At 32.2% G+C, this 13,710-nt stretch carries 14 protein-coding genes and 3 pseudogenes; 5 read left to right on the top strand and 12 right to left on the bottom strand.

Annotation, left to right across the window (positions count from 1 at the left end):
* Window positions 1-345: a helix-turn-helix domain-containing protein gene (locus tag D8849_RS07120; RefSeq protein ID WP_125386623.1), complete on the bottom strand. Its 345-nt coding sequence runs from the start codon at window positions 343-345 to the stop codon at window positions 1-3.
* Window positions 346-1,208: 863 nt separating this feature from the next.
* Here D8849_RS07120 and D8849_RS07130 point away from each other — a divergent pair.
* A pseudogene (locus D8849_RS07130) lies at window positions 1,209-1,505 on the top strand (cytoplasmic protein).
* 48 nt (window positions 1,506-1,553) lie between these two features.
* Window positions 1,554-1,667: pseudogene (locus D8849_RS10815) on the top strand (integrase); the annotation flags it as partial.
* 563 nt (window positions 1,668-2,230) lie between these two features.
* Here D8849_RS10815 and D8849_RS07140 read toward each other — a convergent pair.
* Genes D8849_RS07140 through pezA form a run of 6 tightly spaced genes read right to left on the bottom strand, consistent with a single transcriptional unit; the run spans window position 2,231 to window position 6,210 of the window.
* Window positions 2,231-3,964 (bottom strand): DUF2326 domain-containing protein, encoded by a 1,734-nt coding sequence (locus D8849_RS07140; protein WP_125386624.1) that lies wholly within the window; start codon window positions 3,962-3,964, stop codon window positions 2,231-2,233.
* Entirely contained in the window at window positions 3,954-4,187 is a 234-nt protein-coding gene (locus D8849_RS07145) for an ABC-three component system middle component 6 (RefSeq protein ID WP_125386625.1), read from the bottom strand. The genes D8849_RS07140 and D8849_RS07145 overlap by 11 nt, the downstream gene beginning before the upstream one ends.
* Window positions 4,174-4,737 carry a hypothetical protein gene (locus D8849_RS07150; protein ID WP_125386626.1) on the bottom strand — a complete coding sequence of 188 codons (564 nt, stop codon included), beginning with the start codon at window positions 4,735-4,737 and terminating at the stop codon, window positions 4,174-4,176. The genes D8849_RS07145 and D8849_RS07150 overlap by 14 nt, the downstream gene beginning before the upstream one ends.
* The gene (locus D8849_RS07155) at window positions 4,738-4,917 is read right to left on the bottom strand and encodes a hypothetical protein (protein ID WP_125386627.1); all 180 of its coding nucleotides are present in this window, start codon (window positions 4,915-4,917) and stop codon (window positions 4,738-4,740) included.
* A 55-nt stretch (window positions 4,918-4,972) separates the two neighbouring features.
* Complete coding sequence (pezT, locus tag D8849_RS07160; RefSeq protein WP_125386628.1) at window positions 4,973-5,734, bottom strand: type II toxin-antitoxin system toxin PezT; 762 nt, start codon at window positions 5,732-5,734, stop codon at window positions 4,973-4,975.
* Window positions 5,734-6,210 (bottom strand): type II toxin-antitoxin system antitoxin PezA, encoded by a 477-nt coding sequence (gene pezA, locus D8849_RS07165; RefSeq protein WP_125386629.1) that lies wholly within the window; start codon window positions 6,208-6,210, stop codon window positions 5,734-5,736. Before pezA ends, pezT begins: the two co-directional genes overlap by 1 nt.
* 235 nt (window positions 6,211-6,445) lie before the next feature.
* On the opposite strand from pezA, the gene D8849_RS07170 reads away from it, so the two are divergent.
* A complete protein-coding gene (locus D8849_RS07170) occupies window positions 6,446-7,894 on the top strand; it encodes an SIR2 family protein (protein WP_125386630.1) in 1,449 nt (482 codons plus the stop codon).
* Window positions 7,895-8,020: 126 nt separating this feature from the next.
* Here the strand turns inward: D8849_RS07170 and D8849_RS07175 are convergent, their stop codons facing one another.
* Window positions 8,021-8,734: a toll/interleukin-1 receptor domain-containing protein gene (locus D8849_RS07175; protein WP_125386631.1), complete on the bottom strand. Its 714-nt coding sequence runs from the start codon at window positions 8,732-8,734 to the stop codon at window positions 8,021-8,023.
* Window positions 8,735-8,824: 90 nt separating this feature from the next.
* Between D8849_RS07175 and D8849_RS07180 the strand changes: the two genes are divergently transcribed.
* Window positions 8,825-9,724, top strand: a complete 900-nt coding sequence (locus D8849_RS07180; RefSeq protein WP_125386632.1) for a tyrosine-type recombinase/integrase — start codon at window positions 8,825-8,827, stop codon at window positions 9,722-9,724.
* Window positions 9,725-9,746: 22 nt separating this feature from the next.
* On the opposite strand, the gene D8849_RS10460 is transcribed toward D8849_RS07180, so the two are convergent.
* From D8849_RS10460 to D8849_RS10670, 4 genes and pseudogenes are all read right to left on the bottom strand, one after another.
* Window positions 9,747-9,926: a hypothetical protein gene (locus D8849_RS10460; protein ID WP_185756222.1), complete on the bottom strand. Its 180-nt coding sequence runs from the start codon at window positions 9,924-9,926 to the stop codon at window positions 9,747-9,749.
* Between the two features lie 381 nt (window positions 9,927-10,307).
* Window positions 10,308-10,697 (bottom strand): barstar family protein, encoded by a 390-nt coding sequence (locus D8849_RS07185; protein ID WP_260467579.1) that lies wholly within the window; start codon window positions 10,695-10,697, stop codon window positions 10,308-10,310.
* Between the two features lie 10 nt (window positions 10,698-10,707).
* Window positions 10,708-11,997 (bottom strand): ribonuclease domain-containing protein, encoded by a 1,290-nt coding sequence (locus D8849_RS10465; protein ID WP_185756223.1) that lies wholly within the window; start codon window positions 11,995-11,997, stop codon window positions 10,708-10,710.
* Between the two features lie 18 nt (window positions 11,998-12,015).
* Window positions 12,016-12,129, bottom strand: a pseudogene (locus tag D8849_RS10670) (hypothetical protein); the annotation flags it as partial.
* On the opposite strand from D8849_RS10670, the gene D8849_RS10470 reads away from it, so the two are divergent.
* Window positions 12,087-13,256, top strand: a complete 1,170-nt coding sequence (locus D8849_RS10470) for a tyrosine-type recombinase/integrase (RefSeq protein WP_260467580.1) — start codon at window positions 12,087-12,089, stop codon at window positions 13,254-13,256. The pseudogene D8849_RS10670 and the gene D8849_RS10470 sit on opposite strands and share 43 nt — an antisense overlap.
* The last annotated feature ends 454 nt before the right edge of the window (window positions 13,257-13,710 follow it).

The raw sequence follows: 13,710 nt of genomic DNA on the forward strand, positions 1-13,710 counted from the left end.
TTAGAATTTTCCTTCCTTAAATATCTGTTTCCGCTTTTCCATAAACTCAATTAACTCTTTTTTAAAGATTTCCTTTTCTTCATCTGTTAGTCCCTTTGAATTCATACGAAAGAGTAGTTCTATATTCTCCAAATCTCCTTCTGTTTCTTCTGAATTCCCAACTAGATAATCAACTGAAACATTTAAAATTTGTGCTATCTTAACTAGATTTTCCTGAGTTGGTTTTTTTACTCCACGTTCCCATGAAGCATATGCCTGTTGGGAAATATTTAGTTTTTCAGCTATTTGAGTTTGTGTTAGTTTTACTTGTTTCCTTAGTGTTTTCAAGCGTTCTGCGAATTCCATAGGTGACCTCAAAAAATTATTTTAAAATTTTGCAGAAAATCGTTGATTTTTACAACCTTCAGTTGTATAACATAACCAACAACTAATAGTTGTATATCAATTGAAAATAATAGCCTTATTTTCAAGGCTAAATCCCGATCATTGACAATTAAATAAAAAATGTGTCTGACAACCAGAGAACTGATTAGCAAAACTACACTAAACTTTGTACCTTTATTGTAAACGTTTTGTAAAAAAAGTCAAGTCTATTTGATGGTTGAAGTGAAGATTTAAAACATTTTGTGGGCTTCCACGCATTTCGGACTTTCGCACTTTCCCGAATAGTAAAGTGAACTGGCTTCGCCAAAGGGCGTAAGAGAATCCAGTGAGTATGATAATGACTACCTATTGAGGTTGGCTGAGAGAGCGATGGTAATTTATGCAAAGCACCTTGCTAAACGTTGCCACCGTGAAGGAGGAAGCCTTCAACCAAATAACTTTTCTTTACTGCTGTCTATCCTTATCAGATAGACTCACTCTCAAGCTACTAAGTCTTCTTTTTACTTAGTAGCTTTTTCACTTTTATAATAAAGGAGGATACTATGACAAATTTTTTTCGCACTACAATGTCAAAGACTTTACGATAATTACACATTTACTTATAGAATCTTCAGTTCATCTGATAAGCTAATCGCAAAGCTATATACTCAAGCTTTGAATGATTTAGATTCTTTAGCAAAGAAATCACTCATCACAGGATTTTCTCATGTTGAAGTGGAATTCTATACTAGAATGTTTAAACGTAAACTCTCTTCTCACTACTACTCAAGAGTGAAGCTACCAGCTTAACTCTTTTTATTTTACAATCAGAAAGGAAAAAACTTATGATACCAGACACTTTAAAAATGAAACCAGAATTTATCGGTCCAGTTTACTATTAAAAATTAGAAAACGTTCTTCGTTATGTCTTTGGTAAAGAAGGAAAGGACCAAAGACATATTCTAAATAGTGAAACTCATGGTGCCTTCCACGTTATTACACCTGCTTCTACCACTGTCTTTCCAGAAGATGCTCTTGTTGAGGCAGTCAACCCTATTTTCTTATCAGATACTTCGCTGAATGGAAATTCTGTCGCACTTGCTCTCAACGTTTTTGCTGAGAAGCTAATACTCAAGAAATAATAAAATAAGGGAGAAAATGAAATATCTAAAACTGGATTAAACTATGGAATCTATAAAGCTCTAACCCATAGTGATACTATTACAACTAAGACTTATGTCAACACTTCAAATGTCATTCCAATGGCTGTTGGAGAGATTGCTTATCGCAATCTTAAAAAGTAATGGTGTGAATTTGGTGTGAAAAATGGTGTGAATTTTACTAAAAATCATCAAAAAAACACCCCATGGTGTGAACCATGAAGTGTTGTAAATGCTGTATTGTAGCTAGTCCTTAACGTTTTGAGGCAACTGGGCTTGTCCGGTTGCAGCCGCATTTGTAAGCGACTGAAGTCGCAACAACTGTGTCAATCACACCAATTTAGTAAGAAAGTACAAAAAGAACACCCCGAAAGGTGCTCTTTGTAAGTATAGTAATTCTTTCGAATTAACGTTTACTAAATTGTGATGCTTTACGAGCTTTCTTAAGACCTGGTTTGATACATTTTTATTTTAACAAGCTTCGTCATTCCTTTAAAATCAACGTTTTCTCAGATTTACAGAAAACAAAATTTCATCTAATTTGAATAACTTTCAGTTGAATGGTGTGAATTTTACCCTAAAATTACACAAATTGAGCTAGATTTTACCAAAAAGTTCACACCATTTGAATGGTTAATATTTTGTACATTTTATAATAGATAAAAATTGAGAATAAATCTTAGGTATCCGATTTAGATTATAAATACTTAACAATGAACATTTAATAACTCACTGCATTTCTCAAACAATCTATCTTTCATGGAAAGTTCTAAAATAATCATTTTGTTTTGTTCCTCCAATGACATCCCAGAGGATACCAACTTTTCTTTTAAAATAGCTGAAATATATTGTATTTGATTACTTTCCACTTCGTCAACTAACGCCCTAATATCATCACCTTCAATACTCTCAAGGACATCATGTACAATAAATTTAGGAGTTGTTTTATTAATTTTTCTAGCAAAAAGTTGATAAGCAATATCGTATGCAGCGATAAGGGACTTTCTAGTCCCTGTACTTGTACCTTCAGATAGTTGACCAATTGAAACTGGAAATTCATCTGTCTTGGGATTATAAAGTAAGACAGGCTGTTCTTTATTTATTCGACCTGCAACGCTCTTAAAACAACTATTAAAAATATCCATTTTTTTCTGGTATTCTACTTCATTATTTTTAACAGTCATCTCCAGTTCAGATAGTCTTTTTTCTATAGACTGTTTTTGCTCCTCAATGTTTTCTAAGCTAATAATTGTTGAATTATTTTGTACTTTTTTTATTTTTAACTCATTTAGTTGATTTAATTTATCATAATATAAATCTACTTTATTTTCTTCTACTAAAGAAATAAATTCTGAATTTTTTTCAGTCAATTCCGTCAATATATTTTCTTTATTTTCCTTTTCTCTTATCAATTCTTGAATTCTATCATTAAAATAAGACAATTTATTTCTACTCAATTGGGAATTAAATTCAACTAAATCCAAAAAAGTTTTAGTAATACTAGGCAGCAATTCTGAAATCTCTTGAAAAAAGTCATTTGCCAGTTCTTGATTAACTATTCTTTGGGATTTCTCCTCAGCCTCTTTGATATATTTTTGTAACTGTAAAATGTCAAAATCAATTTTACTTAATTGTCGACTTATCTCCTCGTATTTTTTTCTAATATTGTTAATATGAACCCTATTTTTCTCAAATGCTTTTTTATCCACTAAATCATTTATTTCTTTTTCTAACCGATCAATTTCTTTATCAATTGCAACATTAATTTGTTTTATTTTTACAACATCATCTATAGTATTTGTTTTTTTATAATTCTCTTCCTTACTTTTTATTTTTTTTAATTCCTGTTTTAATTTACCAAGCTCTAAATCATTTTTAGGATCTGAAATATCGAACAAATAATTATATATAGCACGATATTCCGAAATATTTGAAAAATTATCTAATACTTTTAAAAATTGAGTATTATCCTTAGTCATTAAAATTCGTACAAATGACTTTATTGTGCTTCTAAAACTTGGCTTTTGAGAGCTGTTTTCAAACAATAATTCATTTAAATATTTGTTAACTTCATCATATGAAGTTTGCTCACCATTAATATATCGCTTACCTCTGTTAAACAACTCTGTCTTTATAGAAACTTCTTTAGAAGGATGGTTGAAATCATCTATTAATACCATATCAGTATAGATTTTTTGATTTTCAATGAACAATCTTAATTGTTCATTAACACTCTGTGTTTCATAATCTTTAAAAATGGCATCTTTACTTTTTGCCCCTAAACTTAAATCCAGTAGTTTTAAGCATGTTGTTTTTCCAACTTTATTATGCTTATCAGACTTCTCCGAATCCACTATAAAATTAATTCCATTTTTAAATTCTATTTTTCTCAATACAACATCAGTATTTTTACTGATAATACTCAAACTTTTAATGAACACTCTCAATATCTCCTTCATTATTAACTCTTATTTTATCTAATAGAAAAAGAAAATCTAGTGCTAAAATAAAAAAATCATAATTTAGGTCATCTTCAATTTCTTTTTGAAGTTCTATATAAAGACTTTCTATATTGACTTTCTTCTTTAAAATCAAGCCATGTACAATAGCTGAAAGATAAAAAATAGTCTTTTTGGGCTCAGCATTTTTATCAAGTAATAACATTATTATCCCCCATATAAATATTTGGATTCAATAATATCTGACACTCCATGACTCCATATTGAAGAAGTGCAATAATAAATTTATCCAATTCTAGGTCATCAATTTGACTAGATAAAAAATCAGGATCTCTCGCGATTCTTTCTTTGATATCATCATGCATCTTTTTCAAACATTCATCACCATTACCTACTATCGGATTTCCTTCTGCATCTATAGGAGTATGATCCATAAAAATATTCTTTATATTTTCAACTACTCTTTGACTATCTGTGAATTCATCTTTTAGTACCTTTTCTAGTAAAATATAGTTACCGAGACCCTCTTTAAATAATCTAATATATCTCCTAAAATTATTAAATTGTAATTTCGCTTTTAATTCAGCTGGTTGTTCAAGTAAAAATTTTTCATCGTTCTGAGAGTGAAATCCTTCAACATATTTTAAAAGCTGAAAAATAACAGTTGGGATCAATGTACGCCGCTCAATATTTGTTATGTATAAATTTTGAGTATTATTATTGCTATGATTTCCAATACTCTGAGAATTAGCCATCTATTTCCCCCTATCACCAATATTTTGCACATTATTACTACTATTATTACCTATATTTTGACTATTATTAGAATTTTTTATAATTACTTCAATGTCTTTCTTATTTTTAAGAGAAATTGCCGTAGCATATATACCAAACAACGAGCCAACTATTCCCAAAATTGTATTTACAGTTTCCATTATCTACCTCTCATATTATATACTAAATATCCATGTGAAAATTAATGTTCCACCGTCACACTTCCCCCAGTTCTCTCAACCGTTCCTGTCCCATCTTCAACATCTCTTCCTCCACCTTACTCCATTTTCCGAAGAGGCATTCTTGTAAAACTTCTGCTGCTGAGATTTCGTCTACTTCCGAATCATAAACACACAATTGATCTCTTTGATAAATTTGAATTTGATTAAAAATTTTGTCATTTTCTAACTCTCGTAAGTTATCAACTAAATGTTCTACAATTCCATCATGGTGTGATTTAGGAGTCGCTCTCGCTTGACTAGGATCTATGGCGTAGAGCTCCTCAAAACGTATCAAAGTACTGAGATAGGACAATTCAGGCTTAGTCGCAATCAGTGCAAGTGAGACTTGATAGCCTCTAGTTGTCAATAATTGTGCTGTTTCCCGTGGAACTTCGGTTGTTCTCAAGGTACCCTCGATTAATAAATGATAACCTTGTTTACTCAACTCATCTACAAGATATTCAACCATTTGTCCCGCGAATACTTTGGTATAATCCACACTATCTTTGCCATACTTTTCCTGTAGAGCAAGGTAGTTCGGATGAAAAGAGCGATAACTATCTCCATCAATGATAATGATATTTCCTTGAAATTCCCTTTGTTTAATACGATGAATCGTTGTCTTACCAGCACCACTCTGTCCACCGAGCAAAATAGCCTTGGGCTGAGATGAAGTTGTTTTTCCACGAGTTAAAGAACGAACGAGTCGATTAGAGGCTTTAATAAAGTCATCCTGGCTAAATTTATCTAATTTCATTAAGCCACCACTAGATGACTAGCTTGTTCTAGCACACGTTCAATGCCATCCAAATAGCCATTATATCGCTCTACTTCCTCAAAAGTAGCAACAAGATAAATCTTCGTATTAATCAAATCAGAAAGATCATCGCTCATTAGAACCCAAGGATTAGAACTATCATCAAATTCAATTCCTTGTTCATCTTGAAAACGATAAAGTTGCGCTAAGATATTCGCTCCTCGTTCCTTTATCAATTCTATTTTTAATGTTAACTGATAATCTTCTACTGGTTTGAGCATTTTTTCCTCCCCTACGATATCGAGATAGGAAACATTAAATTTTTTGCAGATACGATCTACTAATTCTGTCGAAACTGAACTTGTCCCATTCTCATAACGGCTCAGGCTATTTCGAGAGATACCAATAATCTTTGCGAATTCAGGTTGAGTGAGATTATGTGTTTTACGTAACGTTTTTATATTTTCTCCAATCATTTAACTCCTCCTTTTATTTCTATTATAGCAAAAAAAAGAGAAATGCACCATTTTTGGTGCGTTTTTTGCCTATAGATAGAATACCTCATATTCAGTTATTAAAGAAAAAGTACTATAAGGCTATTAAAAACATCTTTGAGAATCTAAAAAAGTAAGAAAACTACAATCGAAAACAAATTGGAGATAGGAATCTATGGTATACTAGTGATAATAAATAGTTATCGGTAGGAGAAAGATGAAAAAACTAAAAAAACAATTTATTTCTGATTTTAGTGCGGCAATGTTAGAAAATAATGCAGCAATTTTTGCTGGTGCAGGACTTTCTGTTCCCTCAGGTTATGTAAACTGGAAAGAATTATTACGGAAATTTTCTGATTCGATTGGACTAAATATTGATAAAGAGTATGACTTAATTTCAGTTGCACAATATTACAAAAATTCTGCACAATCAAAAAATCAGATTTCACAAAAATTAATACAAGAATTTACAAAAGACTCTAAAGATAATAATTTGCTAACACTGTTAACGAGCATGCCTATTGAAACTTTTTGGACAACTAATTATGACCACTTAATTGAAGATAATTTGAAGAAAGCTGGAAAACGTGTAGACATCAAGATTGATAATAATGATTTGTCAATTACCCCTCCAAATATTGATGCGACTGTCTATAAATTTCATGGAGATATTTCTAGACCCTATGAGGCAATATTGACTCGTGATGATTACGAGAGTTTTGATAAGAGTCACAAACTTTTTATTCAAACACTACGCGGAGATCTGATTAGTAAAACATTTGTATTTGTAGGATATAGTTTAAATGATCCAGATATTCAGCAAATTCTAAGCAAAATTAGATTATTAATCGGAGAAAATATTAGGATGCACTATTGTTTTAGGAAAAATTTGACCATTGATATGTTTGAAAATTCCCAAGACCCTGAAAGTGAATTAGAATACGGAAAGATAAAACAAGAGCACGAAATAAATGATTTAAAAAGATATGGTATTCATACTATTTTGATTGAAGATTATAATGAGATTGATGAACTATTTAATCAATCTTATAAGTTATGTTTAACTAATAGTGTATTTATTGCTGGAAGTTGTAGAAATTATGGAGAATGGGATGAAGATAGTGCTACTGAGTTCCTATATCTTTTAGGATATAAATTAATTGCTAATGAAATTATAGTAGGTAACGGTAATATAGAAGGTGTAGGACCACAGGTGATTAATGGCGTGATGACCGCTATTAATGATAAAAATCTTGATATTTCGAAATATCTAAAAATTAAAACTCTCCCATTAATTAAAGGTAGCGATAAACATATTGATAGTTCGGCAAAGAAAAGATTCCAAGATAATATGATATCAGAAGCAGGTATAGTTATATTTGTCTTTGGAAATCAATACTATGACGGAACTTTATCTAACTCCAAGGGAGAACTAGAAGATTTTGACAGGGCTATAAAGCAAAATAGATTTATTATTCCCGTAGGTTCAACTGGTTGGAGCTCTTTAGAAGTATACAAAACACTTTTATCTGAAATTGATAAATATTCTTACCTCACTCCTTTTCTAGATAAGCTACTGATAGAAAAAGATCCTGAAATTTTATCTCAAACTATTATTGATTGCATTAATCACATCAGAGATGCTTACATCATGGATAAACTTTAATAATAAATCAGTATATAAAGCTTTTTACTTTAATAAAAACAGAAGACTCACCATTTAATTTCAATTTGGTGAATCTCTGTTTTTTAGTTTTATATGTTTAATGTTCTCTAAGGCTATTTTGAACATTTATAGAAACGTCTTAATATATATTTCTTGGATGATTTCCAATATTTTAAAATGGTACTCCCCTTGGAAATCTTTCCTAAATAAACGTTCTTTTAATAGTCTGGTTATTGTAATACAAAACAAGATTTCATGTGTTAGTTTAAAATTCCCCAACTGTTTTTGTTTTCTCAAATATTGAGAGAAGTTATCTAGGATAAAAATAGCATCAATACTATTTACAGTAGTATGTCGAATTTGTTCTAATAAAAAATTACCAACATAACTGTCAATTAAAAAATTAGAAATACTTCTGCAAATAATATTGTTCAAGTGCAGCAATATAAAGCGATCTACGATATAATCAGTTTCTTTTAACGATGATACCGTTAATAAATTATAATTTTTTAAGAAAGTATATTCATTAGGAATATCTTCTTTTTTTATTTTATACAATATTGGAAAAAAAGGAATCCTTTTCTTCATCGCATAATCTAGCTCTTTTATACACCATGCTTTNTTAAAGAATGTTTCATCGAATATAAAAATAATTCCATAATAATCAGCACTTTTATCGAGTACAGTATATAGATTATCAATTATTTCATCTCCAATGTTAATTTCAAATTTGTCAATCCAGGTTTTTAATCCCATTTCATTTAACGTATTATTCAGATTATTTACAAATTCGTAGTAAATATCTCTTGAATAACTTATGAAATATTGAAATTCTCTCACATCTCTCTCCTACCGATAACTATTTATTATCACTATACAAAGCATCTAAATAAGTTTATAATAGCATGATTATTGATAAAGGAGTTATTCATGGATTATACACTTATTTCTACTTTCTTAGACCACTGCAAAACTCATAGACGCTTAAGTTCACATACGATTAGAGCTTACAAAAATGATATTTTGCAATTTTACAATTCAAATTACACCCGTGTGGAAACCTATGTTGAACATTTGATAAAATCCAATCTTAAATCTAATACATTACGTCGCAAAATCGCTAGTTTGAAGGTGTTTTACAGCTACTTAAAATATCAGAATTTAGTTGATGAGAATCCTTTTAATCAATTACGTTTTCAATTTAGAACGGAAAAAATATTACCTAAAACAATTCCTTATGACATTTTGAAAAGTATTTTTTCACATTTAGAAGAGAAAGTTACCTATTCAAAATCTAAATATCAAAAACAAAAAGCTGAAAGAAATTTGCTAATCATTTCCCTATTGATTTCAACTGGTATTAGGGTTTCCGAACTTTGTCATATTCATCTCAAAAATATTAATCTTTCAAATAGGACTGTCCATATTATGGGAAAAGGTAAGAAAGAACGTATCCTATTTTTAGGAGATCAAATAACATTTAGCTTACTAGAAACATATATAAATAACTACTGTTTTCAATCCAGTGACTACCTATTCCCTGGAAAATATTCTATCAAACCATTGTCAGAGCAAAGTGTACGTTTAATTCTAAATACCCTTGTTAAACAACATAACTTAACTACACCTATTACTCCCCATATGTTTAGACATAGTTTCGCAACAATGCTTCTAGATAGTGATGTAGATATTCGATACATTCAACAAATTCTTGGACATAGTTCTATCTCAGTCACACAAATCTATACTCATGTATCTCAGTCAAAGCAAAAAGAAATTCTAACTCTGTATAATCCCATCGCTTCGATTCATTCACAGTCAAAAAAATAGGGCTACCTTCATGGAGGTAGCCCTATCCTGAATAATTAAGTCCAGTATCGTCGCGGGCTTCACCGTTATAGGCAAAGGGCTGACCTGTTGTATCTGTGCTTGCCTTGCTTGCCCCATAGAGGTTATAGCTGCTTGATGCGACGGCTTGTCCATCCTTGGTCGCTCGGTCCTTAGCCACTTTCTGGTGATAGGCTCTCGACACATCGTCAAAGATGCTGTGCCAGATGCTTCCTATCGTCTGTGGTAAAGCAGACAGGGCTTGGAGGACATTCTGGCTAAAGCCATACCAGAAGAGGGAGTGTTGGTCCCCACTTGGGGCTGTATAAGGTGACTTACGACCTGACTTGCTTTCCTTTGGCTTGCGTTGGAAGAGCTGATAGCTAGTTGAGGCGACAGCTTGTCCATCTGACGGAGTTCAGTGAGCCAAAATATATTTTCATAGCAAAACACCCCAAAGAATTAGATTTTATATCTAACTTTTGGGGTGTAGTTCAGTTTCTACCAATATTCCTTCAAAAAATATAACCAAATGAAGTTTGATATATCTTTGATAACCTCTATATAATTAGTTTCGACTCTACTCCTAATCATTTTTTATTATATAGACTTGAAAACTCTTTGCAACTCCTCCTACTACATATTTTTTAGCATCATTTTCCCACCACGGCAACACGTCTTCTCTCAGAATTTCTAAAAATAGCTCCTTCGAAACAAGATCATCCGCTAAGAAAGAATTATAATTATCAAATACAAAAGCATATTTATCTGCTTTCAACCAAGATAGATCAGTTAACCAATCTATAATTGAGCTCCAATTTTCCGAATCAGGAAGATCCATAGTTTCCTTAAGAAAACGAAATAATTCATTCTTATTGCGAATTTTCTTCCCGTCGAATAGAATTACAAAATCTTCAGAAGATAGTATTTCGTCAATATTTTGTTTTAGTATATAGTGAATTTTATTTTTTATCATTTTTTCTAATCTACTTTATTTGTTTAAACGTTTTATAATGGTCATCTGTGTAGTAAATACTTCCGTCACTTCCTCTTACAAATCTTTCTCCATCTCTTCCTTTAGATGGTAATTTATTATTGACATCAAATTCTTTATAAGTGATTGGTGAATCATGCTTATCAATATTTGGCAATGAATTATCAGCATTTCTAAATTTTTTTCCTGCTGCAGTTCCCTCTGTCTGCCCTTTGAAATTACCTTCCCATTTTATATCGGAATATTTTTTATATGAATTTTGGACATTAGCCGGTAAATCTGAGTAGTTTATTTTAGGAATACTATCTTTGACTTTATCCGCCACACGAGTAGCATCTGATGCCTTGTCCACCGCCTTTGCAGCTTTCGAAGCATCATTGACTACGTCTACTGCATCAAGTGCTTTTTCAAGTTTCCTTAATTTGCCAGCCTTAGCTATAGGATAGAAATTACTTGCAATATCAACAGCTAACTCTGCACCTGCCGCCCAACGATTTGCGTCTTCGCCCGTTAGTGGATCTTTCCCTGTAATTAAACGTTCTCCATTATTCCAGCCTATTAATTCAGCTGCTATAGTTGGAAGTTTAGCTTTATTTTCTTGGTTAAACTTCGCAAATTTTACATTAGATGCGTAGGTATTTTCCTCAGGAGTCATTGGAGGAGCCTGTAGATACTCCTCTAATGTCATCCTATCAATTCGTTCTTTCTGATCCAATCTGAGTCCATGTCTTGCCGCATCTTCATACTTTCTAAAATCTGCGACAGATGGAACTTTAGTTTCTCCCTTATCGGAGGCACCGATTGTTTTTGGATTACATACGTGCTTCAATGTATTCTGTAAAGCCGTATTCCAGTTACGATACAGATTGAGACCTTCTCGGATGGTTGGGGAAGAGCTCAAGCCTGTTGCTAGGGCATAGGCAGACCGAATTACTTGTTGCCGTTTGGCCTCTATCTGAGCTACTGTTTGCTGGTATTTCGTTTGTACATAGTCACTGGCACTATTGTAGGTCGTTTGAACCTGATTCCACTGTCGACTACCCCAATTAACCGCACGGTTGTATTGGGTGCTAATCCAGTTGGTTGCGTGGTTGAAAGCACTCTTAGTCGCATTCCAAGCCTTGGAGGCGAAGCTCTTCACACTATTCCAGGTGTTTGAGACGACTCGTTTAACACCATTCCAAGCATTAGAGGCTGTCTTTTTAACATAGTTCCAGCCTTTTTTGATACTGTTCCAGAAGTGCCCACTCGGGTCGGTATAGTTGACAGGGTTGTTCTGCACATAGCTGTAGCGGTTCTGGCTGAGAGGGTCTGTTTCCTCCCCTGGGTAGCTATCCTCGGTTAAGAAAGTACCTCCCTGACTATCATAATATCTTGCGCGTAAATAGTCAAGTCCGGTATCGTCACGAGCGATATGAGAAACGGTTTAAAACTCGTAGAGAAGCTAAAGAAGCTGAAATAAAGTTAGCTATTGATATTGAAAATGCGAGATTAGGTAGAGTTCCTACTCCTTCAAAAGATAAGGGTAATATCTTATTCAAAGACTTTTATGAAGATATTTGGCTGGAACCATACAAAGCAGGTCAAACTACTACTACACTAAAACCTCCTACTAAAGCAACTGTATTTCAAACAGAAAATATATTTAGGCTTCATATCATTCCAATTTTAGGTAATTACTCAATAGAACATTTGATTAATAATAAACAACTTATACTATCACTACTTACTCCAAAGGCAAATAGTTATGCTAATTTCAAGGTTATTAGGAGCTATGTAAATTCTGTTTTCGATTGGGCTGAGGAGCTTGAGTATATTCCATCAAATAAACTCCGAAAAACAATTAGTAGAATTAAAGCAAATAAAAAAATTCTCCTTAAAGAGAGTAAACGTGAAGAAGATCTTTCTCTCGATAAAGAGGAGCTAAAATTATGGTTACAAGCTTTTGACACTGATTTAGAAGAAGGACTCATTGACCTAAAAGACTACACTCTCTTTTATACAACATTCTTCTTATCTGACCGAAAATCAGAAAGTTATGCTTTGCAATGGAAACATATCAACTTTTCAACCGGAGAAATACTTATAGAACAAGCTTTAGACCGTTTTGGTAATGTGAAATCAACTAAGGGAAACAAAAGGACTCTCTTTAAAGCACCGACCGAACTAATGGAGCTTCTAGCAAATTGGAAAGTTAAACAACAAGAAGAGCTCAAACTTTTCGGACTGAAGCAAACACAAAAACAGTTTGTTTTTACTTATAATGATCGTACTAATAATATTAATCTTCCTCTCCATACAGACTATCTGAACTATAGAATGAAATCAGTTAGACGAAGACATCCCGAATTAGCACCAGCTTCACCACACAAACTAAGACATACTGGTGCTACTCTTGCTAAACAAGAAGGTATTTCTCTTGAGGCCATTTCAGAAGCTCTTACTCATAGTGATAAAGAAATTACAAAAACTTACGTTAATACCAAAGATAAAGTCAATCAGACTGTAGGTGATATTGCATTTCGTAGTTTAAAAAATTGATGGGGTGAATATGGGGTGAATTTTGGGGTGAACTTTGATTTTTTGAAACAAAAAAGACATCCAAGAGTAAATTCTTGAATGTCTGTAAACGTTGATATAATCGTATTGATTAACGTTTTGAGAATTGTGATGCTTTACGAGCTTTCTTAAGACCTGGTTTTTTCTACATTATGATATTTATGGTAAATTATCACTAAAATCAAGTAATTTTAAGAGATAAATCCTCAATATTTACATATATAATCCTTTTGAAAATCGAGAGGTTATCAAAGGGTTATCACATTTTAGTTTTCGGAGCTTATGTAGTTGAGAAATACGAAATACCGTATCATAAAGATGATGTACAGTTTAGCAACAAATATACAGTTTCTTCGTGCCTGGACAATTTCTTTTTCTATCCTGAAGATATTTAAACAGTTCTATATATTATTTCTTGTGAGTAATTTTCATCAAA

It is taken from the genome of Streptococcus mitis (assembly GCF_003942765.1).
GTDB lineage: Bacteria > Bacillota > Bacilli > Lactobacillales > Streptococcaceae > Streptococcus > Streptococcus mitis_BE.

What these genes read in the sequence shown, in the direction of transcription:
- pezT (WP_125386628.1), bottom strand. Translation starts at nt 5,734, where the DNA reads ATGAAATTAGATAAATTTAGCCAGGATGACTTTATTAAAGCCTCTAAT.
- D8849_RS07150 (WP_125386626.1), bottom strand. Translation starts at nt 4,737, where the DNA reads ATGGCTAATTCTCAGAGTATTGGAAATCATAGCAATAATAATACTCAA.
- D8849_RS07170 (WP_125386630.1), top strand. Translation starts at nt 6,446, where the DNA reads ATGAAAAAACTAAAAAAACAATTTATTTCTGATTTTAGTGCGGCAATG.
- D8849_RS07120 (WP_125386623.1), bottom strand. Translation starts at nt 345, where the DNA reads ATGGAATTCGCAGAACGCTTGAAAACACTAAGGAAACAAGTAAAACTA.
- D8849_RS07145 (WP_125386625.1), bottom strand. Translation starts at nt 4,187, where the DNA reads ATGTTATTACTTGATAAAAATGCTGAGCCCAAAAAGACTATTTTTTAT.
- D8849_RS07155 (WP_125386627.1), bottom strand. Translation starts at nt 4,917, where the DNA reads ATGGAAACTGTAAATACAATTTTGGGAATAGTTGGCTCGTTGTTTGGT.
- D8849_RS07180 (WP_125386632.1), top strand. Translation starts at nt 8,825, where the DNA reads ATGGATTATACACTTATTTCTACTTTCTTAGACCACTGCAAAACTCAT.
- pezA (WP_125386629.1), bottom strand. Translation starts at nt 6,210, where the DNA reads ATGATTGGAGAAAATATAAAAACGTTACGTAAAACACATAATCTCACT.
- D8849_RS07185 (WP_260467579.1), bottom strand. Translation starts at nt 10,697, where the DNA reads ATGATAAAAAATAAAATTCACTATATACTAAAACAAAATATTGACGAA.